Below are 23,510 nucleotides of genomic sequence, written 5' to 3'. Positions count from 1 at the left end.
TATCTTATCGTTCTTACGAATCGTTGTACAGCAACGATTTTACGATGGAACCGCTTCGTCTTGTTTCGCTTTTTCTTCCTCTACGAGAGAACGACGCAAGATTTTCCCTACTGCAGTCTTCGGTAATTCATCACGGAATTCGTAAATACGTGGAATCTTGAACGATGCCATATTCTCTCGACAGAACTTATCCAACTCTTCTTCTGTCACGTGGTGATCTTCTTTCAAAACGATGTAGGCTTTTACTGTTTCTCCTCGGTAAGGGTCCGGTACACCAGCAACGACACATTCTTGGATCGCATCGTGTTCATATAGGACTTCTTCAACTTCTCTCGGATAAATATTGAATCCACCTGCAATAATCATATCTTTCTTACGGTCGACGATGAAGAAATTTCCGCGCTCGTCCATATGTCCAAGGTCTCCAGTCAGCAACCAACCATCGACGAGTGTTGCTGCAGTCGCTTCAGGGTTTTGCCAATAACCTTGCATCACTTGCGGGCCTTGGATGGCGATTTCCCCGATTTCTCCAATCGGCACTTCTTCGGTCGTTCCCGGCCGGAATATTTTACAGTCTGTGTCCGGATAAGGAAGACCAACTGAGCCTTTCACACGTTCACCCCAGATCAGGCCAGAATGCGTCACCGGACTCGTCTCGGTCAAACCATAGCCTTCGACCACTTTCCCGCCGGTCATTTCCTCGAATTTTTCTTGTACCTCTGTAGGCAGTGGCGCGGAACCGCTGAGGCAGGTCTCGATCGATGAAAGGTCGTATTTTTGAATATCAGGATGATTCATTAAGCCGATATACAAGGTCGGCGCACCCGGGAACAGCGTCGGCTTTTGCTTTTGGATGGTCTTCAACGTTTTTTCAGGATCGAATTTCGGCATAAGGATCATCCGATTTCCTTGCATGACAGAAAAAATGAGGACCGTCGTCAAACCATACACATGGAAAAGTGGAATGATGCCGAGTGATGCCTCTTGTCCAGGTTTGTTCTTATACAGCCAGCTTTCACACATCGAGGCATTCGCAATCAAGTTCTTATGCGTCAGCATTACGCCTTTCGGTGAGCCTGTCGTACCTCCTGTGTATTGGAGCAGTGCCAAGTCTTCGTTGAAGTCGAACGGCGGTGCATCGATTTTCGGCTCTGTCACCTTCATGATTTCCGGAAACAGGTGATTCATTCCGCGGTGCTCAACTTTTACGGTGATGCCGTATTGCTTCTTCTGAATGAACGGATAGAGCTTGTTCGCGGGAAATGGCAAGTATTCCTTGATTCCGGTGATGATGACATTCTCGACGTCTGTATTCGCGGAAATTTTAGTGATGCGCGGATACAAAATATCCATCGAAATGATCGCCTTTGCGCCAGAATCCTTCAGCTGGTATTCAAGCTCCCGCTCTGTGTATAGCGGATTTGTCATGACAACGACGCCACCTGCATACAGGATCCCGTAAAAGGAAATGACAGCCTGCGGGCAGTTCGGCAGCATGATCGATACACGGTCGCCCTTCTTGATGCCGAGCGTCTGCAAATAATTCCCCATCTTCATGGCGGATTCATACAATTCCTTGTAGGTCAGCTCCTTGCCCATGAAATGGATGGCGATCTTATCCGGCCATTCATGATACGAATCGGTCAAATATTCCTGGATGGCTTTCTCCCCATAGTTCAAGGAATGTGGGATTTCAGGGGGATACTGTTCGAGCCATGGCTTCTCATTCATTCTATTTATCCTCCTTTAGAATCGTGTGAATATTCCTACTTTTTATTATAAAGATATTTGACAGCGCTTTCAACATTTTATGCAAAAATGTATAAAGCTTTTGAAAATAAGCATTGCATTTGTGTTTGCGACGAGGATTTCATGTGTAATCGCTCGCCGCTTAAGGACATGGCTCCCGCGGTAAGCCGAGCTGTGGACCGCTCATCTTACCACTCCGCCATGTCCGAGCCAGCCACTTCGCTGGGGTGTGTATGAGGAAGTGTGAGTCGGCAGCTGGTGTTTCTTTTTGATGATGGTGTTTCATAATTGTTTGGCGGCTCACTGCGTAGGCCGCTGTGGTTCTGAAGGTGTGAGTTGAGAAGTGAGATCGAGCGTCGCGTGGAAGACTCTTTTTTCGTCAGGAGTGTAAAAATAGGCGTAATTTTTCCTGTTATGTGATGGAATCGCACAAATGGGAAAACACCACTCATACTAGCTCTAGATAAGACATTTATTCTTCTGCTCACTTATATCAAGTGGGAAAAACCTGAGTCGCAACTAAATCCCAATCTGCCACCCGACACCTTCTGTGAGAATGCGATGATGGCTGCTACGCTTGGATCTTCCAAATTGAAAAAAGCGAAAGGCACCGGACATTCCCGGTGTCTCTCGCTTCGATCCTTGCTTCAGATCAGATGAGAAATAGAAATACGACGCCTACGAGTACGAACAGTACGCAGCAGACAAACAAAATCTTGATCAGGTTTTCCATACATTCCAGCTCCTAAGTAATACTTGCCCCGATGACAAACGACAGTCCGACCGAAATGGTCAACGAGATGAAGCCGATCGAACGGTTGTCGTTCTCGATTTCTTCGTCGACTTTGAATTTCGGTGTCAGGAATTCAAACAGCAAGTATGCGAAGATGAGCAGGACAAAGCCATAAAGGCCCCATCCGAGCATCTCGAACAAGCTGTTGTGCTGCCGGATCGAGTAATGGAAAATATTCGTGACGCCGAAAATTTTGCCGCCGGTCGCCATCGCGACGGCTAAGTTCCCTTTTTTGATTTCTTCCCAGTTGTTGTACTTCGTCACGAGTTCAAACAGCACCATGGAAACGACGAGGCATAGCACGACTACGCTGAAGTAGCCGGCTGTTTCCACGAGTGGGTGGCTCCAAAAACCGTTAGTTGTCATTTTCCATTCCCCTTCACATTCACTTCAGCTCAGCGATTGTTACGCCCGAGCCACCTTCACCCGCTTCACCGAAACGGTAGCTTTTGACACGTGAGTGTTTTTTCAAATATTGCTGGACCCCTTGCCGCAAGGCGCCGGTTCCTTTGCCATGGATGATCGAAACTTGATGGTAATTCGATAATAACGCATCATCAATGTATTTTTCAACACGCATGATGGCATCTTCGTATCGTTCGCCGCGCAAATCCAGTTCCAGTTTGACGTGGCTGTCCCGGTTTTTGAGTGTTGCCATCGTGCGTGGCTCTTTTTGTTTTTCGGGTTTGACGAAGTTCAAGTCAGATTCCGGCAGCTTCATCTTGATGATGCCCATTTGGACGATCCATTCGGTGTCTGACACTTTTTCCACTAACGTGCCTTTTTGGCCAAAGGAAATGACTTTCACTTCGTCTCCTGCAGCGAGCGGTGCGATTTGTTTCGCTTTTGCTGCCCGTTGCAAGACGCGGTTTTCCGGTGCAGCGCCTTCCAACCGTTTCTTCGCTTCGATCAGTTGATGCTCTTTTACGCTTCCAGCCTGGTTGAGCTGCATTTGGCGAAGCTCTTTGATTACTTGTTCTGCTTCCGTACGTGCATTGTCGACAATTTTGCGGGCTTTTTCTTTCGCCTTTTCATCCAGCTTGTCTTTTTGCTGTTCGTACTGCGCGAGTTCGGAAGCTAAGCGCTGTTTCAACTCTTCCGCATCTTGCAGTTCTTTTTGCGCAGTTTCTGCGTCTCGTTCCGCTTGTCTGCGGCTTGCTTCGAGCGAGGCGATCATTGAATCGACCGCACGGCTATCGGAGCCTGTGAAGCTCTTCGCGTGACTGATGATGTGCTCAGGCAACCCGAGACGCTTCGAAATTTCGAATGCGTTACTGCGACCCGGGACACCAATCAGTAACTTATATGTTGGGCTCAATGTCTCGACGTCGAATTCCACGCTGGCATTCGCCACGCCCGGACGGTTGAAGCCGTATGCTTTCAGTTCCGGATAGTGCGTCGTCGCAAGGACACGTGCGCCGCGGCCATGTACTTCATCCAACAATGAAATCGCGAGTGCCGCTCCTTCCTGCGGATCGGTTCCGGCTCCGAGCTCGTCGAAAATGACGAGCGAGTGCTCATCGAACTTCCCTAAGATATCGACAATGTTCACCATGTGAGATGAGAATGTACTCAAGCTTTGCTCGATGGATTGCTCGTCTCCGATGTCGGCAAAGATCTGGTCGAACACGGCAAGTTCCGAACCTTCGAGTGCGGGCACTGGGATACCTGCCTGTGCCATCAGCGTCGACAGTCCGACTGTCTTAAGTGTGACCGTCTTCCCGCCGGTGTTCGGCCCGGTGATAACAATCGCGGTGATCTCATCGCCGAATGCAATCGAGTTCGGAACGACTTCATCGATCGGGATGAGTGGATGGCGCGCACGTTTCAAGTTGATGTGCCCTTCTGCGTTCATGGTCGGCGTCGAACAGCGGTTCGCTGCGCCGTATTTCGCTTTCGCTAAGATCAAATCGATATCCGCCAAGACGTCGACGAGCACGAAACATTCGTGCGCTACTTCTTGTACCCCTGCCGAAAGCACTTGCAGAATCCGGTCGATTTCTTCTTTTTCACGCATGCGCTGCCGGCGGACTTCGTTGTTTAGCTGGACGACGGAGTCCGGCTCGATGAATAGCGTTTGGCCTGATGAAGAAGAATCATGGACAATCCCGCCGTAATGGCCCCGGTACTCTTGTTTGACTGGAATGACGAAACGGTCGTTGCGGATGGTGATGATCGAGTCCGACAACATTTTCGCAGCATTACGGCCTCTGACCAATCCTTCCAAACGTTCGCGCACACGGCTTTCCTGCGTGCGCAGTTGCTGACGGATCGTCCGGAGTGCCGCGCTTGCACTGTCCAACACACCGCCATTATCGTCGATACATGCATTGATTTCTTTCTCAAGTGCCGTCAAGATCGGCAATAATTCTTTCTTCTCGAGGAAATGCGGGGTGGTCAGCTCTTCCTCTTCGTTCATTTCTTCAATAAATTGGCGTAAGACACGGCTCGCACGGATTGTCGAAGACACTTCCATCAGTTCGACGGGGCTCAAGGCACCGCCGATCTGAGCACGTCTTGCATGCGGTCGGATATCGGAAATCCCGCCCATCGGCACATTATTTTTCACCCGCAGCATTTGTGCGGCTTCGTCCATTTCCTCTAATAAGCGGACCACTTCCATGAAGTCCGTCGAAGGGACAAGCTCCTCGACTTTTGCCTTCCCGAGGGCGGATGTACAGAAACGGGAGATTTCTTCCCGGATTTTATGAAATTCAAGTGTTCGCAATGTGCGTTGTGCAATCATTCGGACACCTCCTATTTTCTAAGAAATTCTTTCCATTGCGCGAGTGTCCACGTGTTGACGACATTCTCTTTGCGCAACCACGCCTTTTGGGCATGTTTGACACCGATTTCCATCACTTCGAGTCCTTCGATCGAGTGCGCATCCGTATTGATCGCGACCGGCACGCCTTTTTCCTGCGCCATTTCCAAATACTCCACAGCCAAGTCCAGTCGGTACGGGCTCGCGTTCAACTCGACGATCTTGCCATATTCCGCCGCCCAGTCGAGCAGCTGTTCGACGTCCGGGTCATAGCCGTTCCGTTGACCAACGATGCGGCCGGTCGGATGGGCGATCATGTCGACGTGCGGGTTTTTCATCGCCGTCAGCAGCCGCTCCATGATTTTCTCGCGCGGCTGGCTGAAACTTGAGTGAATGCTCGCGATGACAAAGTCCAATTGGCTCAGCAGTTCATCATCGAAATCCAACGTGCCGTCCGGTAAGATATCCATCTCTGTGCCCGACAACACTTCAATGCCTTCTGTCGCTCGGTTCAATGCACGGATTTCCTTGTTCTGTTCGATGAGACGCTCCGGAGACAAGCCGTTCGCCACTTTCAAATAATGGGAATGGTCGGTGATGACCATGTATTCATATCCTTTTGCCCGGCACGCTTCCACCATCTCCGGCAAGGAATGCGCACCATCCGACCACGTCGTGTGCATGTGGAGATCGCTGCGAATGTCTTCCAATGTCACGAGATCCGGCAGCGCATCGGCGCGGTCCAGTTCTTGTCCGGTTTCACGGACAGACGGTGGGAAATACGGTAGGCCAAACGAAGCATAGAAGTCTTCTTCCGACTCGAACGTCTTCAAGGTCCCGTCTGGCTGCTCGACGCCGTATTCACTGATTTTTTTGCCTTGTGACTTCGCCAATTGACGCATTTTGACGTTGTGGTCTTTCGAGCCGGTGAAGTGGTGCAGCGCGGTGATGAACGCTGCAGGTTCCACAAGACGGAAGTCCACATCGATCGCTTCGTCGAATTCCAAAGTCACAGACACTTTCGTATCGCCTGAAGCGATGGTCTTCTCGATCGGCAATGCACCAAGCAATTGCTCCTTGACTGCCTCGACAGCAGTAGTCGCGATGATGAAATCCAAATCTTTGCTCGTTTCTTTCGTCCGGCGGAAACTGCCTGCCACCGAGAAACGGTCGACTTCTGAAATCTCCGCAAGAATCCCTTCGATGAAAGCGACTGTCTCTTCCGTCTTCCAGATCGGATGACGCCCTGGACGCGACTCGAATGCCAGAAGCTCCGTCAAAATTTTCTCTTCCGATTTCGGGCCGAAGCCTGCAAGTTTTTGGACGCGGTGCTCAAGACATGCCTGCTGCAACGATTCCGCCGAGTCGATGCCAAGCTCCTTGTACAACTTGGCAATTTTCTTCCCGCCCATTCCCGGAATTTTCATTAATGGCACAAGCCCTTTCGGCACTTGCTCCTGCAGTTCTTCGAGCACTTCTGAACGACCCGTATCCACGAATTCCGTGATGATTTCGCCGGTGCCTTTGCCGATGCCTTTCAGCTTCGTCACTTCGCCGATCTCGTCCATGCTCCGGTTATCCAGTTCCAATGCCTGCGCGGCTTTTCGGAACGCGGAAACTTTGAACGGATTCTCGCCTTTCAATTCCATATACATCGCTATTTTCTCAAGGTGTTTGATGACCATTTTTTTATTCATGCAAATAACCTCCATGTTTTGACTTGAAAAAAACTTCCCCCAGTAACGAGAGAAGTTCCGCATTAATTATAAATATACCACCATTCCTTCACTTTCTCGGAGAAGTAAGGCGTATGCTCGAGCATCAAGCCGACGATCACTGAATTGTCCAGGAATGTCTGGATCGATTCGATCGGCAGCAAGGCCAATACATACAGGATGATGAACGAAAGAATATACACTTCAACAAAGCCAAGCACTGCACCCAGTATAGAGCTGACGATCCCAAGAAGCGGGAAATATTTCACGAAATCGAACATTGCCGCGATGAGCTGCAAGGCAAACTTGACCGCAAAAAAGATAAGGGCGAACGCCAATAAATGATAGAACGTCTGGTCAAGGTTCAATTGCTCGATCGCAATGGTCAGTGTAGCATTATCCGTGACTGCCGGATACGGGATCCAAAGGACGAAATACTCCGCGAGCGGCTTATAGTAGCGGTAAGCGACAACAAGCGCAACAATGAATCCGATCATATGGAGCAGCTGAACAATCAACCCACGCCGCGCGCCGACGATCATTCCAATTACAAATACAATTAACAAAATCAGATCCAACATTTCATTCAACCCTTCAATTTACGGAGTTCTGCTTCCAATTGCTCTACTTGCTCTTTCAGTTTAAGATAATCATGTACCGTATTGACTGCAGTCAGTACCGATAGCCGCGCAGTATCGAGAGATGGATTCTTCGCATTGATCTCGCGCATCTTCTCATCCACCATCGAGGCGACGAGCCGCATGTGTCCAGGAGTCTCTGTCCCGACCATGTGATAGCTATTCCCATAGATCTCGACTGTCGTGCGAATTTTTGACTGATCCGACATTGCTCCATCCCCCCTGCCGCTATGGTCCAGGCGCAAGTGCGACCTGAACATTCCTTATTAAACCAACACAAGTAAAACTCTAAAAACATCATACCATGAAACCGAGTTCCTTGTGAATTCAAAGAAAGAGGCGATCGTATGTCCAACATCGTTTTGAAACTTCCAGAAGAAAAACTGCGCCAGATCGAGCAGCACTATGCCAAAGACAAGCTCGCAAAAAAAGCGCAATACGTCCGCTTCACCGCCAAAACCGGCGGCACGGTCATCACTGTCTACAGCTCCGGAAAAGTCATGTTTCAAGGAGCGGACGCCGTCCGTGAATCCGCCAAATGGGGACAAGCGGAGAAAGCCGTCGTCGCCGCTGCAAAAGGGGACGTGTTGCCAAAAGACCTCGCAGCTAAATCCGTCCTCGGCTCCGACGAAACCGGAACCGGCGATTTTTTGGGCCCGATCACCGTTGCCGCATGCTACGTCCCGGCAGACGGTGTCGCACTCGCACACGAACTCGGCGTCAAAGACTCCAAGCTCCTTTCGGACGACGCCATGCGCATCATGGCACCGGACCTGAAAGCCGCATTCGCCCACAGCGTCCTCGTCTTGCCGAACGACAAATATAACAAAGTCCAAAGCCAGGGCTGGTCCCAAGGCAAAATGAAAGCATTGCTCCACAACCAGGCACTCAAACACGTCCTGCGCAAAATCGAACCTGCACGGCCGGACGCCATCCTGATCGACCAATTCGCCGAGCGCGGGGTTTATTACCGGCATATTGCGGGTGAAAAAGAAATTGTCCGTGAGAACGTTTTGTTCTCCACGAAAGCAGAAGGGCTGCACGTCTCTGTGGCATGTGCTTCGATCCTCGCGCGGGTCGCGTTCTTGGAAGAAATGGACCGACTGAGTGGGCTTGCCGGTGTCAAGTTGCCAAAAGGTGCTGGGAAAATTGTCGATGAAGCCGCGGCGAAGATTTTGATGAAGCATGGAGAAGAATCTTTGAGCGGGCTGGCGAAGGTGCATTTTGCGAATTTGGGGAAGGCGCGGGGGTTGGTTGAGAAGCGGCGAAACTAGAATAAAAAGGCTTGAGATTCTTCTCAAGCCTTTTTAAATCATCTGCTTAAATTTTAAATACTATTTTGATTCATTAATTCGAAGTCTCAATAATTAAATTCTTCTTCAGTACTGCTGTACCCGTTGAGTTAGTCCCATTTTGAAAAAATGGAATATCTTCTAAATCTACACTGCGGCCTTCAACCTTTCCGCCTCCACTGATAAGAAAAGAATCAGATATAATGGATCCATATAGTTTGCCACTACCAGATAAGTTAACGTGAGCATTTGGTGCGTAAATAACCGTCCCGTTACCTGTAGCACTTGTATCACCACTCACCGAAACTCTTTTACCCCCAGTCATGACATGACCGTTTATGGCTGCTGAACCTAACAACTCTATATTTGCATCTTTAGCGTAGATTGCTGCATTAAATTCTGCATAGTCAGAGCTTTTAATTGTTTTTGGATTTAATGAATTATTCGATGGACCTATATATAGAAAAAGATTATCCTTTCTTCCTTGATTCAAATGTCCGTGTAAGTTTATATTATCCTTCAAATAAATGGTGAGTGTTCCTGTACCCTTAACAGATAAATGACCGCCGCCTTCGATTCTATTTACCACAATAGAAATGTCTTTGTTTCCAACATCGAAAGTCAATTTTCTATTTCCACTAAATAAAATATCGTTAATTTCAAAGTTATTAGGTAGACTGATTGTTGTATTAGCTACATTATAATTTGTAACATTAATATTTCCGTTAGAAATTAGTTTATGTTCATTAACCGATCTATCAGGAATAACATTATAATTTGTAGGAAATACGTCTGGGAAAGGTGGTAAAGCGAATTCAATAAATTCATTATGCTTAATTATTTTTGGAGCTTTCTGATCAATCCACCAATCTGGTGCGCTAAAGACATTTGAATTTCCATTAGGGATTTTTATATCTCCATAAATAGTGGGATTTCCGGTCACGATAATTTCATTTTTACTTGAAGAGTTTAGTATAATATCTCCTCTAATTTCCCCGTTATTTAACTCCATTCTCTTACTTGAGAATACAGCCATTCCTGTGGGAATAGTGATTCCTTCACCTTTTACATAGCTAATTTGGAAACTAGTTTCAACACTTCTATCTCGGTTTCCTATCTTTCCTTTAGATACGATACGATACTCTTTTGTCATTAAGTCACTAACGTCTTCATCTGATAACACTTGAACCGATGCAGTAGGTTGTTCATTTTGATTATTTTCAAATGAATCAATAATCGTAGTAGAGAGAATTTGTGAGTCTAACTCTGAGAAAAATCCAGATTCATTTTTAATACTTGCTGATTCCGACAAGCTTTTCACTTTCTCTTCTATTTCTGACAACACCATTGCCGCTCCACTTTCCGCAATATAAAATACAGCCTGATCCTCTCTCTCCCCTGCCGACATCTTCACTGAGTTCATCGACATGGCCATGACGCTCATCCCTAATACAGAGAATACGAGGAGCACCATTAAAACGATTGCGAGCGAGTATCCATTTTGGTTACGTAAAATTCGTTTGACTCCTTGCAATCTATTCAATGACGACACCTTCTCTAATATAGATTTGCGTTTCAATGGTCTTTTTCTTATTCATCTCTTCACTCGTACTTTCCATTGTGAGCGTGATTATACTGCCATCCAACCTTAGCCCGGTAATTTTCGTATGGGTTATAAATGGCTGGCCGCCTTTCAGTATGACATCACTTCCAATAGTCATCACGATTGGCGATTCATTTCCGATCGTCATTGTCGTTCCAGTCCACTTGATTCTCTCCGCTTGCCGTATTTCTTTTGTAATTACTTTCGCTGTATACCGCACATCAGCGAGCTGTTCTGCATGAGTCGTCTGGATGCTGTACTGCTTTTGACCGTTAGAGAATATGCCCATGATCAAGACCATTACGATACTTCCAATGACAAGAACCGCCAGTAGTTCCACCAATGTAATTCCTTTATTATTACAAATATATTTATTCATGGAGAAACGACCTCCCAGATGAGGACGTTTTCCATTTTTGCGCTCGGATTTGTCTTTGTACCTTCGTATACTTCGATTACAATCCGTGTCATTTTCATTGCAGCAGGAGTATCCTCAAGACGGATTTTTATTGTATTTCCAGAAGTATCATCAATTTTACTATATTCCTGCCATTTTGTTCCACTGATTGTTTTGGAAACAGAACTGCCATATTTACTGGATAAAGCAGTTACTTTATCTACCGGAACATTTTTTTTACTCAGCGCATAAACCTGCTCCATCTCAGATTGCGCTATATAAGTGCTGTCTATAATGGTTTCTGAAGCGACATTACTTTTTGATGCCTGTGCGAACATCATCATGAATGTAACCAGGAGAAGTGTGATCAAGACCGTTGATGCCAGAACTTCGACTAATGTCAGCCCTTTATCATTTTTAACATAATTCCTCATGCTTTCCACACCCTCTTTTCAAATCAGACACTCCGAATCTTTTGATACAATTTTACCATATATTGATCAAAAAACTAGTTACTTGTTACTTTGCAAAGCATAATTTTCTAGTCGTTAATCTTATTTGCAATAAAAAAAGCAGAATCATAAAGATTCTGCTCCTCAAATTCATTTAACTTCTCAATTCCGCTCCAGCTTCACGCAAAGCAGCAAGCACTCCTTCGTGCACAGCCGTTACTTCTTCATCCGTCAATGTCTTCTCCGGATCGAAGTAGTTCAGCGTGAAGGCAACGGATTTCTTGCCTTCTTCCATGTTGCTGCCTTCGTACACGTCGAAGACTTGGACATCTTTCAGCAATTTGCCTCCGGCGTTCCGGATGACTGCTTCGATCGTTCCGGCTTCCACGATGTTCGACAGGACAAGCGCGATATCACGCGTGATCGATGGGTAACGCGGCACTGGTGTGTAGACGAGTGCTTCGTTTTCAACCGAGAATAATTCAGCAATGTTCAATTCAAGGGCGATTGTTGTTTTCAGATCGCGTTCTTTTTGTTCGTCCGGGTGAAGTTGGCCGAAGACTCCGATGCGGCGGCCATCCAGCATGATTTGGGCTGTGCGGCCTGGGTGCATGCCGTCGAATTCCCCCCGCTCGAAAGACAATTCCACGCCGAGCTTGTCGCCAAGCCCTTCGATGATGCCTTTCATGACGAAGAAATCGACTTCTTTCTTCTCGCCCTGCCAGCTGTGATCTGTCCACAAACCAGTCATCGCGATCGCCAAGTGCTCTTCTTCGTTCAGCAGTTCGTCTTCGCCTTTCAGGAACACAGAACCAACTTCATACAATGCGACCGAATCGATCCGGCGCGCCGTGTTGTATGTGACTGCTTCCAGCAAATGTGGAAGCAAGCTTTGGCGCAATGTACTGCGTTCTTCACTCATCGGCATCAGAAGGCGCGTCGTGTCCGTTTCTGCAAGCGCGAAACGGGTTGCGGAGCTTTCTGATGTCAACGAGTAAGTGGTTGCTTGCAGAAGACCTGCACCTTCCAGGAATGCACGCGTGATGCGTCGCTTCTGCTGATATGGTGTCAAGCCACCTAGTTTGCCTTCTGTTTCCGGCAACGTCGCTGGAATTTCATCGTAGCCATACAGACGCGCAATTTCTTCGACGACGTCTTCAGGAATCGTGATGTCCTGGCGGCGTGTTGGAACCGAAATGACCAGCTGTCCGTTCACTGCTTCCGTGTTGAATTTCAGGCGTTTCAAAATGTCGAGCATGTCTTCAAACGGGATTTTCATGCCGAGACGGCTGTTGATGAAGTCCGGTGACACTTTGACGATTTTTTCGTCGCGGTTCAATTCGTCGACAATCAGTGAACCAGCAAGCACTTCTCCGCCTGCCAATTCAGCGAGCAAAGCCGCTGCACGTTCTGCAGCAGGGATGACACGGTTCGGGTCGACCCCTTTTTCGTAACGGCTGCTTGCATCACTGCGCAGGTGATGATCTTTCGATGTTTGACGGACAGAGCCAGCCGCGAAATAAGCCGACTCGATGACGATCGTTTTCGTCGAAGCGTCTACTTCTGAGTTCGCTCCGCCCATAACACCAGCAAGTGCGACCGGCTCTTCCCCGTTCGTGATCACTAAGTGATGTGCAGACAGTGTGCGCTCCGTGTTATCGAGTGTCGTGATTTTCTCGCCGTCCGTTGCATGGCGGACAATAATGTTGCCTGTACCAAGCTTGTCATAGTCGAATGCGTGAAGCGGCTGGCCGTACTCCATCAGCACATAGTTCGTCACATCGACGACGTTGTTGTGCGGACGTACGCCTGCAGCCATAAGACGCTGCTGCAGCCACATCGGGGATTCTTTCACTTCGACGTTGCGCACAACTTTTGCGACGTAAAGCGGGTTCGCTTCTTTTGCATCGACTTGCAATGTCAGCATGGACCCCGCTTCATCGTTCGCTTCTGTGTAATCCGTTTTCGGATACGTGACCTCCTCTTCCAAAATCGCGCCGACTTCGTAAGCAACACCAAGCATGCTCATTGCGTCTGCGCGGTTCGGCGTCAAGTCGAACTCAAGGACCGTGTCGTTCAAATAGAAGTTCTCGATGACATCCGAACCGACTTCTGCGTCTTCCGGCAAGACGTAGATTCCTTCAGCGTATGCTTTCGGGACAAGTTTGCCTTCGATGCCGAGTTCTTGAAGCGAGCAGATCATACCGTTTGAAACTTCGCCGCGCAATTTCGCTTTCTTGATTTTCATGCCGCCTGGCAGTGTTGCACCTGGACGCGCGACGATGACTTTCTGGCCTGCCGCGATATTCGGTGCGCCGCAGATGATCTGGTCGACGGTTTCTCCGACGTTTACTTGGCAGATGGACAATTTGTCCGCTTCCGGATGTTTCTCACAAGATTCGACATAACCGACGACGATGTTCGATAGTCCTTCGGCGCGGTCGATCACTGCGTCCACTTCGATGCCGGCACGTGTGATCCGTTCCGCAAGTTCTGCTGGTGCCTGGTCTTGCACGTTTACATAGTCTTTCAGCCAATTGATCGATACGAGCATTTATGGTTCCTCCTTAAAGTTCAGTTCTCAGAAATTGCTGTAAAAAGCGTGTGTCGTTCGTGTAGAAATGACGGATGTCTTCTACGCCGTATTTCAACATCGCGATCCGCTCCGGACCCATCCCGAAAGCGAAACCAGTCAGGCGCTTGGAATCGTATCCGGCCATTTCGAGAACGTTCGGGTGAACCATTCCTGCACCGAGAATCTCGATCCAGCCAGTCTTTTTACAAACGTTACAGCCTTCGCCGCCACATTTAAAGCAGGAAATATCCATTTCGACAGACGGTTCTGTGAACGGGAAGAAGCTCGGGCGCAGACGGATTTCGCGGTCGTCTCCGAACATTTTCTTCGCGAACAAGGACAGTGTCCCTTTCAAATCGCTCATCCGGATATCTTCTCCGACCACAAGTCCTTCGATCTGTGTGAACTGGTGTGAGTGCGTCGCGTCATCACTGTCGCGGCGGTACACTTTCCCAGGGCAGATGATCTTGAAAGGCTGGCCTTTCTTCTCGATCATCGTACGTGCTTGGACGGGTGACGTGTGCGTGCGCAGCAAGACGTCATCGGTGATGTAGAAGGAATCCTGCATGTCGCGTGCCGGGTGGCCTTTCGGCAAGTTCAGCGCTTCGAAGTTGTAATAGTCCTTCTCGACTTCCGGACCTTCTGCGATTTCATAGCCCATCGACAAGAACAAGTCTTCGATTTCTTCGACCACGCGTGTCAGTGGATGTGCATTCCCTACATTGACCGGACGGCCCGGCAACGTGATGTCGATCGTTTCTTTTTGAAGCTTTTCACGCGTTGCCTGTTCTTCCAGGATCGCCATGCGAGATTCAAGTTCAGTCGTTACCTCTTCACGGACGACGTTGACAAGCGCCCCCATTTTAGGACGTTCTTCTGCCGGTAGTTTCCCCATGCCTTTCAACAGATCCGTGATCGGCCCTTTTTTGCCGAGATAGGCAACACGCACTTCGTTCAATTGTTTCACATTTGCTGCAGCAGCGATTTTCTCAAGCGCTTCAGCTTTCAATCCTTGCAATTGCTGTTCCATTCCTTCTCCTCCTCAACATAAAAAAGCCCCATCCCTGAAAAGGGACGAGGCATTATTCGCGGTACCACCCTGATTATCGCGCACGGATGCACGATCTCTTAAACGGTTTAACGGCTTTCACCGGCGCGTCTTTACAGCTGATGCTGGTCCTGACGGCAGCTCGCGGGGTGAACGTGCAATGCATTTACATATCCACAGTTTCAGTCAAGCTGCAGACTCCCTTCGATGCAAACCGTACATTGGACTCTTCCCGGTCAATGCTATTGTTATTTACTCATCCATTATACGAAAATTTCGCAGATGAATCAACTTCACTTTTTGGAAACCAGACTATAAAGTAAAATACCCGTCGCAACGGACACATTTAACGACTCCGCAGAGCCATACAGTGGAACCATCAAGTTTTGTGCAGTCGCCTGCAACAATTCCGGAGCGACGCCGCTTCCTTCATTGCCGACGATCAGCGCAAATTGCTCTTGCGCTTCCACTTCGTGAACTGGAATTGCATCCTGTAGTGCTGTGCCGTAAATTGGGATGTTCCGTTCGTTCAGATGACCGACCCATTCTTCCAAGTCCCCTTTGACGACAGGGATTTGAAAATGCGAGCCTTGTGCAGAACGGACCGTCTTCGGATTGAACGCATCCGCTGAGCCTTTTCCGAGGACGACTGCATCGATGCCAGCCGCTGAAGCTGTGCGGATCATCGTGCCGATGTTACCTGGATCTTGCACTGCATCGATCAGCAGCAAGCTTGTCCATTCCTGCGCTTCTTCTGTGAATTCCGGCTGCGTGCAATGCGCGAATACGCCTTGTGTGTGTTCTGTTTCCGCAAGTTCTTTCGCAACAGCTGCTGATACGTCGTAAAAGACGACATCGTCAACGTCCCATTCTTGCGGAATGTCTGTGCCTTCGCGGACGATCAATGCTTTGACCAAGTCTTTTTTCTTCAATGCTTCTTCTACAAGGTGGAAGCCTTCCACCATAAATTCGCTGAATTTGTCACGTTCTTTCCGTGTGTTGCCAAGCTTCTTCCAGTGCTTGACGAGTGAGTTTTGTGCCGATTCGATTCGTTTCATCATTAGTTCACGCCTTCTGTTTCAGATTGCTTTAAGTATAGCACATCGGACTGTGTGGTTTTAGCGATCTTGTGTGAAAAAATCGAAGCCAAGTGCCGTAAGGATGCCGAAAGCGAGTGTCCACGCCCCGATGGAGATCGTCATCCATACCGTCGTGTTGCGTTTCGACGCACCAAGCGTCATACCGATGAACGCTGCAATGTGCGTTCCGATGAGGACCGGTCCGAGCATCGCGAGCCCTGGCAACCCGTACTTGTTCCATATATTTTTTGCCCGGTCATTCTTCCTGTTTGTTTCTTTTCCTTTTGCTCGCTGCCGCTTCTCGTACCACGTCCGGAATCGGTCGAATCCGATAATCAGCGCCAGCACCGTCAGCATGTTTCCGACAAACGCCCAGAACATCACCCAAAACGGTGACAGTCCCCAGACAATGCCGAGCGGGATGACGAGTGCAATCTCCAGCCACGGGATAGCGGCTCCGAGAAAGACAAGAAAGTATTCGTAGATCATGTTGTAGCCTCCCCTTCTTCTTATAAACACACTTTACATTATTGAAAGCATTAAATGGAGGTTGTTCATGTGATTTCGTCATTTTTTTGGCGGTGGCGGGGGTTGGTTGCAGTATTTGTCCACTTCGTTGCAGAATAATCGATTTGGTTGCAGTATCCGTCCACTTGGTTGCAGAACCGGAAAAATCTCTCCAATTCGCCGCGAAACACAAAAACCCCCACCAAAACCGGCGGGGGGTCCATCACCAAACACTGATTATTCAAATGTGATGCGTGCGACTGTGTCTTTGTCGAGTTTCTTGATGACTTCGACGATCAGTTTCACAGCGTTTTCGTAGTCGTCGCGGTGCAAGATGCCTGCGTGCGAGTGGATGTAGCGTGTTGCGACGCCGATTGCGAGTGCTGGCACGCCGTTCGCCGTCAAGTGGATCGAGCCCGCGTCCGTGCCGCCGCCTGCGATCGCTTCGAACTGGTACGGGATGCCGGATTCGTCCGCAGTATCAAGGACAAGTTCACGCAAGCCGCGGTGTGAGATCATCGAAGCATCGTAGACAAGGATTTGCGGGCCATCGCCCATTTTGCTCGTTGATTCTTTTGATGTAATGCCTGGTGTGTCACCAGCGATGCCTACGTCCACAGCGAAACCGATGTCTGGCTGGATTTTAGCAGTTGCTGTTTTCGCACCGCGCAAACCGACTTCTTCTTGGACTGTTCCGACGCCATAAACGACGTTCGGGTGATCCGTGTCTTTCAATGCTTTCAACACATCGATTGCGATTGCGCAGCCTATGCGGTTATCCCATGCTTTTGCAAGAAGCATCTTGTCGTTCTTCATCACTTGGAATTCGAAGTACGGCGTGACCATGTCGCCCGGTGTGATGCCCCACTCTTTCGCTTCATCAGCAGAAGATGCACCGATGTCGATGAACATGTCTTTGATTTCGACCGGCTTCTTGCGTGCTTCCGGTGATAGGATATGTGGCGGTTTCGAACCGATGACACCTGTGATTTCCTCGCCTTTACGCGTTGTGACCGTCACGCGCTGAGCAAGCATTACTTGGTTCCACCAGCCGCCGACTGTCTGGAATTTCAGGAATCCTTTGTCGTCGATTTGTGTGATCATGAAGCCGATTTCGTCCAAGTGGCCCGCGACCATGATTTTCGGTCCGTTCGCGTCGCCTTCTTTTTTAGCGATCAGACTGCCCAGACCGTCCGTTTCGATGGAATCCGCGAATGGACTTATGTATTTTTTCATCACTTCACGTGACTGACGTTCGTTTCCAGGGATACCGTTTGCATCCGTCAAATCTTTCAGCATGGTTAGTGTTTCGTCGAGTTTTTTCATTAGTTAGCCTCCTAAATTGGGTTACTCACCCATTATAAATGAAACACCCTCCATTATCAAAAAACTTGAAAAAGTGTGTCTCCTCTCAAGCCATTCCGGATGATCCGAAACCGCCTGCGCTCCGTTCTGAATCTGTCATTTCCACCGTTTCCAAAACTTCTATCCGCATGACCGGAGCAACGACCATTTGTGCGATCCGCATCCCTTTTTCGACCGTGAATGGCTCTTTGCCGTGGTTAATCATGATGATCTTGATTTCCCCTCGGTATCCTTCATCGATCGTTCCAGGTGAATTGAGCAGCGTCACCGCATGCTTCAAAGCCAACCCACTGCGTGGGCGCATCTGTGCTTCGGTTCCTTCCGGCAGCTCCAGCGCGATACCTGTACCGACAAGCCCCACTTCCCCTGGCAAAATCATTTTTTCTTCGATTGAAAACACGTCTAGACCGGCGTCTCCTGGGTGCGCACGGTAAGGAAGCTGTGCGTCTTCATGTAATCGTTTCACTTTCATTTTCGGTATCATCTACATTCCTCCAACTTTTTTTAATTAAATCCTTTTAATTCGAAACTATTTGGTCAGTCATCCGTATTATATACTTGAATCATGGGAATAGGGGGAGTTCACATGGCCTTTATCATTCGTTTACTCGTTATCGCACTCGTCATTTATTTATTTTATCGCTTGATCCGGTTCATTTTTGACCCGAAGCGCAAACTGGATGCTGCCATCGAAGCCAGCTCGTATTATTTTTATGACGACGTCTCAAACGTCCGCAAAAACTTTTTCATCACACTGCGCGGCGTTCTATTCGAAGGTGAAAAGTATTTAGGCACAACCGAAGAGTCGTTCGAAGTCGTCTCCATCTTCGTCTGGGTGGAAAATCCAGATCAACTGCAAGGGTTCTCACGCGAAGATTTCTTGTTTCTCGAGAAGGAGATCCACATGAATTACCCGGATGCACAAATCGACTGGCAAAACCCGATCGAAAAATTGATGAAAAAAGAAAGCTGAACTGAGACGCCTCAGTTCAGCTTTTCTATGTACAAATAAGCAATCAGCGCAAGTTGCAGTAATGTGACAAGCGGCAAGCCGATCCGGAAGTTAGTGTGCTTCGTCTTGTGCCGGAAATGGTTCATCCCGATCCACGCACCGAGTCCCCCACCTGCAATTGCTGACAGCCACAGCGTCTTCTCCGAAATGCGGTAAGCACCGCTTTTCGCTCGTTGTTTATCGATGCCCATCAGTAAGAATGAAGCAATCGACATAAGCATGAGCCAAGCAATAATTAAGATTATCATAGGACAAGCACTCTCTTCCTTAAGATAAAAAAAGCTGACGGCAAGCCGTCAACTTCTTAAGATCACTTATTTAGCAACTGCTTTTTTCGCTTGGTCAGCTAAAGCTGTAAATGCTGCTGCGTCGCTTACTGCGATTTCTGCAAGCATTTTGCGGTTGATGTCGATGCCGGCAACTTTAAGACCGTGCATTAGACGGCTGTAAGAGATGTCGTTCATACGAGCTGCTGCGTTGATGCGTGTGATCCATAGTTTACGGAAGTCACGTTTTTTGTTGCGACGGTCACGGTAAGCATAGTTACCAGACTTCATCACTTGTTGGTTAGCTACTTTGAAAAGAATGTGCTTCGAACCGTAGTAACCTTTAGCTAATTTAATTACTTTTTTACGACGCTGGCGCGTCACTGATCCACCTTTTACGCGTGGCATAATTCATTACCTCCTGCTTGAATATAAAGAATTCGATTTTTTGTTTCTTGTTTCATATCTGGCGGCTGACCACTCAATTCATCAGTCGCTCAGAACTGAACGGTCGTTTCCGCTTTTCTTACTGTCCAGACTCCAACGGCCAACTCCTCGGACTTAAGCTACCCTTCCTGTGCGGCAAAAAGCGCTGCTTCGGAAGTTCATCTTAAGTCTGCCGGAGCTGAACGGCCGTTTCCGCTTTTCTTACTGTCCAGACTCCAACGGCCATCTCCTCGGACTTAAGCTGCCCTTCCTGTGCGGCAAAAAGCGCCGCTTCGGAAGTTCATCTTAAGTCTGCCGGAGCTGAACGGCCGTTTCCGCTTTTCTTATTTCATGTTGTAGATCAAAGTTTTGATGCGTTTCAAATCGCCTGCAGAGACCAATTTGCCTTTACGCAAGTGGCGTTTCTGTTTTGTCGATTTGTTTGCGAACAAGTGGCTAGTGTGCGAACGGTTGCGTTTCACTTTACCAGTTCCTGTTTTTTTGAAACGCTTCATCGCGCCGCGGTGGCTTTTCATTTTCGGCATGTCAAATTCCTCCTAAACAGTTTTGCTGATTATTCTTTTTCGTTGATCGGTGCAAGCATCAAGAACATGCTGCGGCCATCCATTTTAGGGCGCTGTTCAACCGTCGCTACGTCTTTACATGCTTCTGCGAAGCGCTCAAGAACGCGTTGACCGATTTCTTTGTGCGTGATCGCACGGCCTTTGAAACGGATTGAAGCTTTCACTTTGTCCCCTTTTTCAAGGAACTTGATCGCATTGCGAAGCTTCGTGTCAAAGTCATGATCATCGATTCCAGGGCTCAAACGAACCTCTTTCACGATAATGACTTTTTGGTTCTTACGGATTTCACGGTCCTTCTTCTGTTGCTCGAACTTGAATTTGCCGTAGTCCATAATGCGTGCGACAGGCGGCTTAGCCTGTGGAGCCACGAGAACAAGATCCAAGTTGACACGCGTTGCAAGTTCCAGCGCTTCGTTTCGTGTTTTGATACCGAGCTGATCGCCGTTCTGATCAATAACCCGCAATTCACGTGCACGAATCCCTTCGTTTACATTAATGTCTTTGCTAATATTAATCCACCTCCGGATAGTGTCGCGAATATCTTAAATGTGGGAACCGGACAACCGGTTAACAGGTTCCGACTCAAAAATAAAAGCGGATGGACACAGTTGTCCACCCGCCAAATATGACAGCACGCTTACGCGTGAAAAAGTCAATTCGTGTCTACCTGCCAACAACCGGTTGATCAGGTGAGAAGCGGGCGCTCCTGCTTGCACATATTAAGTATTCTATAACCTTACTTATAATACCATGCCCATATGGACATGTCAACACCTTAGCGCAATTCGCCTTTGATCATCTCCAGGAATGCTTCATACGACATGCTTTCAGAGTTCTTCTCGCTGTATTTACGTACGTTCACTGAGCCGTCTTCCATTTCCTTGTCGCCGAGTACGAGTGTATACGGAATCTTCTGGATCTGTGCTTCACGGATTTTGTAGCCAAGCTTCTCATCGCGCTCGTCGATGTCGACACGCAATTTGTGTGACTGCAGCTGCTCTTGTACCTTCTTCGCATAATCGCCATGTACGTCCAGTGAAACCGGGATTACTTCCACTTGGATCGGCGCCAGCCATGTCGGGAATGCCCCTTTGTATTCTTCCGTCAGGAATGCAACGAAACGTTCCATTGTCGAAACGACACCGCGGTGGATAACGACTGGGCGGTGCTGCTTGCCGTCTTCTCCGACGTATGTCAGGTCAAAACGCTCAGGTAGAAGGAAGTCGAGTTGTACTGTCGACAATGTCTCCTCTTTGCCAAGTGCAGTTTTCACTTGCACGTCGACTTTCGGTCCGTAAAATGCTGCTTCCCCGATTGCTTCTGTGTATGGCAAGCCCAGCTCGTCCATCGCTTCTTTCAGCATCGATTGGGCGCGTTCCCACATTGCATCGTCATCGAAATACTTTTCTGTATCTGCCGGGTCGCGGTATGACAAGCGGAACGAATAGTTTTCGAGATCGAAGTCTTTGTATACTTCAATGATCAAGTTGACGACGCGTTTGAATTCTTCTTTGATCTGGTCAGGGCGAACGAACAAGTGTGCATCGTTCAAAGTCATACCGCGTACACGCTGAAGTCCAGATAATGCGCCGGACATTTCATAACGGTGCATTGTGCCAAGTTCTGCGATTCGGACAGGCAGTTGACGGTACGAGTGAATGCCTTGTTTGAAAATCATCATGTGATGCGGGCAGTTCATCGGGCGTAGCACCAGGTCTTCGTTATCCATACTCATAACAGGGAACATGTCGTCCTGGTAATGATCCCAGTGACCACTTGTTTTGTACAAGTCAACGCTGCCAAGTACTGGTGTGTAAACGTGGTCGTAGCCTAGACGCTCTTCTTTATCGACGATGTAGCGCTCGATGATGCGGCGGATCGTCGCACCTTTTGGAAGCCACATTGGGAGACCTTGTCCGACTTTTTGCGAGTTCATGAACAAGCTCAGTTCTTTCCCTATTTTACGGTGATCGCGCTCTTTCGCTTCTTCCAGCATCTCAAGGTGTGCTTTCAAATCTTCTTTTTTGAAGAAAGCCGTTCCGTAGATCCGTTGAAGCATTTTGTTGTCGCTGTTCCCGCGCCAGTATGCCCCGGCAACACTCAGCAACTTGAACTCTTTCAATTTCCCTGTCGCTGGTACGTGAATGCCGCGGCACAAGTCGAAGAATTCACCTTGCTCGTAGATCGAGACTTGTTCGTCTTCCGGGATTGCTCCCAGCAATTCCAATTTGTATGGATCTTCGATTTCTACAAAACGTTGTTGTGCTTCTGCACGTGAAACGTCTACACGGCGGATTTCCAAGTTCTCACCAATGATGCGTTTCATTTCTTTTTCGATTGCTGGAAGGTCTTCCGACGTAATCGGTGTATCGGAATCGATGTCGTAGTAGAAACCATTTTCGATGACCGGGCCAACACCTAGTTTCGCATCCGGATACAGGCGTTTGACTGCTTGTGCCAATAGGTGGGCTGTACTGTGGCGTAAGATTTCAAGCGCTTCGTCCGATTCCGGTGTGATGATTGCGATTTCTCCGTCACCCGGCAATGCCGCTTTCAAATCGACAAGCTGGCCTCCCCATTTTCCGGCTAGCGCTTTTTTGCGAAGTCCTGGGCTGATTGATTGTGCTACATCTTCAGTTGTTGTGCCTTGTTCGAATTCCTTAACTGCTCCGTCAGGAAATTGAAGTTGAATTTTGTCTGCCATCGTAACTCTCTCCTTTTAATTTGCGTTTAATTTTTGCAGGACAGCCGCTTCCGCTTTTCTTATTGTCCAGACTCCAGCGGCCAGACCCTCGAGACGCTTCGTCTTTACGTCTGATGGCTGAAGGACGCCATCATTCGCAAAGACTCCAGCGCTTGTCGGGTCTGAACAGCCGCTTCCGCTTTTCTTATTGTCCAAACTCCAGCGGCTAGCTCTTCGGGTCATAAGCCAGCCCAGCTGCGCGGCAAAAACCGCCGCTTCGCTGGTCCGTCTTATGCCGGTCAGAGCTGAACAGCCGCTTCCGCTTTTCTATATAAAAACACAAAAAAGCCCCATCCCAAAGGGACGAAGCTAATGTTCGTGGTTCCACCCTTCTTCTGCTTTTGCCGAAAGGTGGCGAAAGCGAAGCTCTGCATCGGCTAACGGGCCTGGACCGGCAATTGCTACTCGAGGTTCACAATTGCTGCTCGAAGGTGGTGAGTGACGTCTCGTGCTAAGAAGCTTGCAGCCTAGGCTTCTCTCTCTGTGAGCCGATAAATGACAC

General features: G+C 48.4%; 22 protein-coding genes and 1 other annotated feature. Of the genes, 2 read left to right on the top strand and 20 right to left on the bottom strand.

Going from position 1 to position 23,510, the window contains the following annotated elements; genetic code table 11:
• Positions 1-39: 39 nt before the first annotated feature.
• The 6 genes from GIW82_RS01030 to zapA form a co-directional block, all read right to left on the bottom strand.
• Complete coding sequence (locus tag GIW82_RS01030; RefSeq protein ID WP_154748082.1) at positions 40-1,731, bottom strand: AMP-binding protein; 1,692 nt, start codon at positions 1,729-1,731, stop codon at positions 40-42.
• A gap of 763 nt (positions 1,732-2,494) precedes the next feature.
• Positions 2,495-2,908 carry a DUF350 domain-containing protein gene (locus GIW82_RS01025; RefSeq protein ID WP_154748081.1) on the bottom strand — a complete coding sequence of 138 codons (414 nt, stop codon included), beginning with the start codon at positions 2,906-2,908 and terminating at the stop codon, positions 2,495-2,497.
• A gap of 19 nt (positions 2,909-2,927) precedes the next feature.
• Positions 2,928-5,288 (bottom strand): endonuclease MutS2, encoded by a 2,361-nt coding sequence (locus GIW82_RS01020; RefSeq protein WP_154748080.1) that lies wholly within the window; start codon positions 5,286-5,288, stop codon positions 2,928-2,930.
• A gap of 11 nt (positions 5,289-5,299) precedes the next feature.
• Positions 5,300-7,003, bottom strand: coding sequence for a DNA polymerase/3'-5' exonuclease PolX (gene polX / locus GIW82_RS01015; RefSeq protein ID WP_154748079.1), 1,704 nt, complete (start codon positions 7,001-7,003; stop codon positions 5,300-5,302).
• 62 nt (positions 7,004-7,065) lie between these two features.
• Positions 7,066-7,602, bottom strand: coding sequence for a CvpA family protein (locus GIW82_RS01010; protein ID WP_154748078.1), 537 nt, complete (start codon positions 7,600-7,602; stop codon positions 7,066-7,068).
• Positions 7,603-7,607: 5 nt separating this feature from the next.
• A complete protein-coding gene (gene zapA / locus GIW82_RS01005) occupies positions 7,608-7,868 on the bottom strand; it encodes a cell division protein ZapA (protein WP_154748077.1) in 261 nt (86 codons plus the stop codon).
• Positions 7,869-8,006: 138 nt separating this feature from the next.
• Here zapA and rnhC point away from each other — a divergent pair, with 138 nt between their 5' ends.
• A complete protein-coding gene (gene rnhC, locus GIW82_RS01000) occupies positions 8,007-8,933 on the top strand; it encodes a ribonuclease HIII (protein WP_154748076.1) in 927 nt (308 codons plus the stop codon).
• 73 nt (positions 8,934-9,006) lie between these two features.
• Here the strand turns inward: rnhC and GIW82_RS00995 are convergent, their stop codons facing one another.
• The 9 genes from GIW82_RS00995 to dut all read right to left on the bottom strand — a co-directional run bounded on the left by GIW82_RS00995 (position 9,007) and on the right by dut (position 18,461).
• Positions 9,007-10,494, bottom strand: a complete 1,488-nt coding sequence (locus GIW82_RS00995) for a DUF7305 domain-containing protein (protein WP_154748075.1) — start codon at positions 10,492-10,494, stop codon at positions 9,007-9,009.
• Complete coding sequence (locus tag GIW82_RS00990) at positions 10,487-10,933, bottom strand: PilW family protein (RefSeq protein WP_154748074.1); 447 nt, start codon at positions 10,931-10,933, stop codon at positions 10,487-10,489. The genes GIW82_RS00995 and GIW82_RS00990 overlap by 8 nt, the downstream gene beginning before the upstream one ends.
• Positions 10,930-11,385 carry a type IV pilus modification PilV family protein gene (locus tag GIW82_RS00985; protein ID WP_154748073.1) on the bottom strand — a complete coding sequence of 152 codons (456 nt, stop codon included), beginning with the start codon at positions 11,383-11,385 and terminating at the stop codon, positions 10,930-10,932. The genes GIW82_RS00990 and GIW82_RS00985 overlap by 4 nt, the downstream gene beginning before the upstream one ends.
• Before the next feature lie 172 nt (positions 11,386-11,557).
• Complete coding sequence (pheT, locus tag GIW82_RS00980; protein ID WP_154748072.1) at positions 11,558-13,957, bottom strand: phenylalanine--tRNA ligase subunit beta; 2,400 nt, start codon at positions 13,955-13,957, stop codon at positions 11,558-11,560.
• Positions 13,958-13,970: 13 nt separating this feature from the next.
• Complete coding sequence (gene pheS, locus GIW82_RS00975) at positions 13,971-15,008, bottom strand: phenylalanine--tRNA ligase subunit alpha (RefSeq protein WP_154748071.1); 1,038 nt, start codon at positions 15,006-15,008, stop codon at positions 13,971-13,973.
• A gap of 37 nt (positions 15,009-15,045) precedes the next feature.
• Positions 15,046-15,275, bottom strand: a binding site (T-box leader).
• 44 nt (positions 15,276-15,319) lie between these two features.
• The gene (locus tag GIW82_RS00970) at positions 15,320-16,084 is read right to left on the bottom strand and encodes a TrmH family RNA methyltransferase (RefSeq protein WP_154749538.1); all 765 of its coding nucleotides are present in this window, start codon (positions 16,082-16,084) and stop codon (positions 15,320-15,322) included.
• Positions 16,085-16,144: 60 nt separating this feature from the next.
• Entirely contained in the window at positions 16,145-16,594 is a 450-nt protein-coding gene (locus GIW82_RS00965; protein WP_154748070.1) for a small multi-drug export protein, read from the bottom strand.
• A 255-nt stretch (positions 16,595-16,849) separates the two neighbouring features.
• Positions 16,850-17,938, bottom strand: coding sequence for a M42 family metallopeptidase (locus tag GIW82_RS00960; RefSeq protein ID WP_154748069.1), 1,089 nt, complete (start codon positions 17,936-17,938; stop codon positions 16,850-16,852).
• A gap of 85 nt (positions 17,939-18,023) precedes the next feature.
• Positions 18,024-18,461 carry a dUTP diphosphatase gene (gene dut / locus GIW82_RS00955; protein WP_154748068.1) on the bottom strand — a complete coding sequence of 146 codons (438 nt, stop codon included), beginning with the start codon at positions 18,459-18,461 and terminating at the stop codon, positions 18,024-18,026.
• 102 nt (positions 18,462-18,563) lie between these two features.
• On the opposite strand from dut, the gene GIW82_RS00950 reads away from it, so the two are divergent.
• Positions 18,564-18,950, top strand: coding sequence for a sigma-w pathway protein ysdB (locus GIW82_RS00950; protein ID WP_154748067.1), 387 nt, complete (start codon positions 18,564-18,566; stop codon positions 18,948-18,950).
• Positions 18,951-18,961: 11 nt separating this feature from the next.
• On the opposite strand, the gene GIW82_RS00945 is transcribed toward GIW82_RS00950, so the two are convergent.
• From GIW82_RS00945 to thrS, 5 genes are all read right to left on the bottom strand, one after another.
• Complete coding sequence (locus GIW82_RS00945) at positions 18,962-19,237, bottom strand: DUF1294 domain-containing protein (protein WP_154748066.1); 276 nt, start codon at positions 19,235-19,237, stop codon at positions 18,962-18,964.
• Positions 19,238-19,303: 66 nt separating this feature from the next.
• Positions 19,304-19,663 (bottom strand): 50S ribosomal protein L20, encoded by a 360-nt coding sequence (rplT, locus tag GIW82_RS00940; RefSeq protein ID WP_154748065.1) that lies wholly within the window; start codon positions 19,661-19,663, stop codon positions 19,304-19,306.
• A gap of 362 nt (positions 19,664-20,025) precedes the next feature.
• Positions 20,026-20,226 carry a 50S ribosomal protein L35 gene (gene rpmI / locus GIW82_RS00935; RefSeq protein WP_154748064.1) on the bottom strand — a complete coding sequence of 67 codons (201 nt, stop codon included), beginning with the start codon at positions 20,224-20,226 and terminating at the stop codon, positions 20,026-20,028.
• Between the two features lie 29 nt (positions 20,227-20,255).
• Positions 20,256-20,774 (bottom strand): translation initiation factor IF-3, encoded by a 519-nt coding sequence (gene infC / locus GIW82_RS00930; protein ID WP_370456162.1) that lies wholly within the window; start codon positions 20,772-20,774, stop codon positions 20,256-20,258.
• 266 nt (positions 20,775-21,040) lie between these two features.
• A complete protein-coding gene (thrS, locus tag GIW82_RS00925; RefSeq protein ID WP_154748062.1) occupies positions 21,041-22,969 on the bottom strand; it encodes a threonine--tRNA ligase in 1,929 nt (642 codons plus the stop codon).
• Positions 22,970-23,510: the final 541 nt, after the last annotated feature.

It is taken from the genome of Planomicrobium sp. YIM 101495, assembly GCF_009707665.1.
Lineage (GTDB): Bacteria > Bacillota > Bacilli > Bacillales_A > Planococcaceae > Planococcus.
This window is presented reverse-complemented; position numbering and strand designations above follow the sequence as displayed.

Coding starts and splice junctions, on each gene's coding strand:
- GIW82_RS00970 (WP_154749538.1), bottom strand. CDS start 16,084: ATGAAACGAATCGAATCGGCACAAAACTCACTCGTCAAGCACTGGAAG.
- zapA (WP_154748077.1), bottom strand. CDS start 7,868: ATGTCGGATCAGTCAAAAATTCGCACGACAGTCGAGATCTATGGGAAT.
- rpmI (WP_154748064.1), bottom strand. CDS start 20,226: ATGCCGAAAATGAAAAGCCACCGCGGCGCGATGAAGCGTTTCAAAAAA.
- pheS (WP_154748071.1), bottom strand. CDS start 15,008: ATGGAACAGCAATTGCAAGGATTGAAAGCTGAAGCGCTTGAGAAAATC.
- GIW82_RS00960 (WP_154748069.1), bottom strand. CDS start 17,938: ATGAAAAAACTCGACGAAACACTAACCATGCTGAAAGATTTGACGGAT.
- GIW82_RS00985 (WP_154748073.1), bottom strand. CDS start 11,385: ATGAGGAATTATGTTAAAAATGATAAAGGGCTGACATTAGTCGAAGTT.
- GIW82_RS00950 (WP_154748067.1), top strand. CDS start 18,564: ATGGCCTTTATCATTCGTTTACTCGTTATCGCACTCGTCATTTATTTA.
- GIW82_RS00990 (WP_154748074.1), bottom strand. CDS start 10,933: ATGAATAAATATATTTGTAATAATAAAGGAATTACATTGGTGGAACTA.
- dut (WP_154748068.1), bottom strand. CDS start 18,461: ATGATACCGAAAATGAAAGTGAAACGATTACATGAAGACGCACAGCTT.
- GIW82_RS01020 (WP_154748080.1), bottom strand. CDS start 5,288: ATGATTGCACAACGCACATTGCGAACACTTGAATTTCATAAAATCCGG.
- rplT (WP_154748065.1), bottom strand. CDS start 19,663: ATGCCACGCGTAAAAGGTGGATCAGTGACGCGCCAGCGTCGTAAAAAA.
- GIW82_RS01030 (WP_154748082.1), bottom strand. CDS start 1,731: ATGAATGAGAAGCCATGGCTCGAACAGTATCCCCCTGAAATCCCACAT.
- GIW82_RS00965 (WP_154748070.1), bottom strand. CDS start 16,594: ATGATCTACGAATACTTTCTTGTCTTTCTCGGAGCCGCTATCCCGTGG.
- GIW82_RS00945 (WP_154748066.1), bottom strand. CDS start 19,237: ATGATAATCTTAATTATTGCTTGGCTCATGCTTATGTCGATTGCTTCA.
- thrS (WP_154748062.1), bottom strand. CDS start 22,969: ATGGCAGACAAAATTCAACTTCAATTTCCTGACGGAGCAGTTAAGGAA.
- GIW82_RS01025 (WP_154748081.1), bottom strand. CDS start 2,908: ATGACAACTAACGGTTTTTGGAGCCACCCACTCGTGGAAACAGCCGGC.
- rnhC (WP_154748076.1), top strand. CDS start 8,007: ATGTCCAACATCGTTTTGAAACTTCCAGAAGAAAAACTGCGCCAGATC.
- GIW82_RS01010 (WP_154748078.1), bottom strand. CDS start 7,602: ATGTTGGATCTGATTTTGTTAATTGTATTTGTAATTGGAATGATCGTC.
- pheT (WP_154748072.1), bottom strand. CDS start 13,957: ATGCTCGTATCGATCAATTGGCTGAAAGACTATGTAAACGTGCAAGAC.
- polX (WP_154748079.1), bottom strand. CDS start 7,003: ATGAATAAAAAAATGGTCATCAAACACCTTGAGAAAATAGCGATGTAT.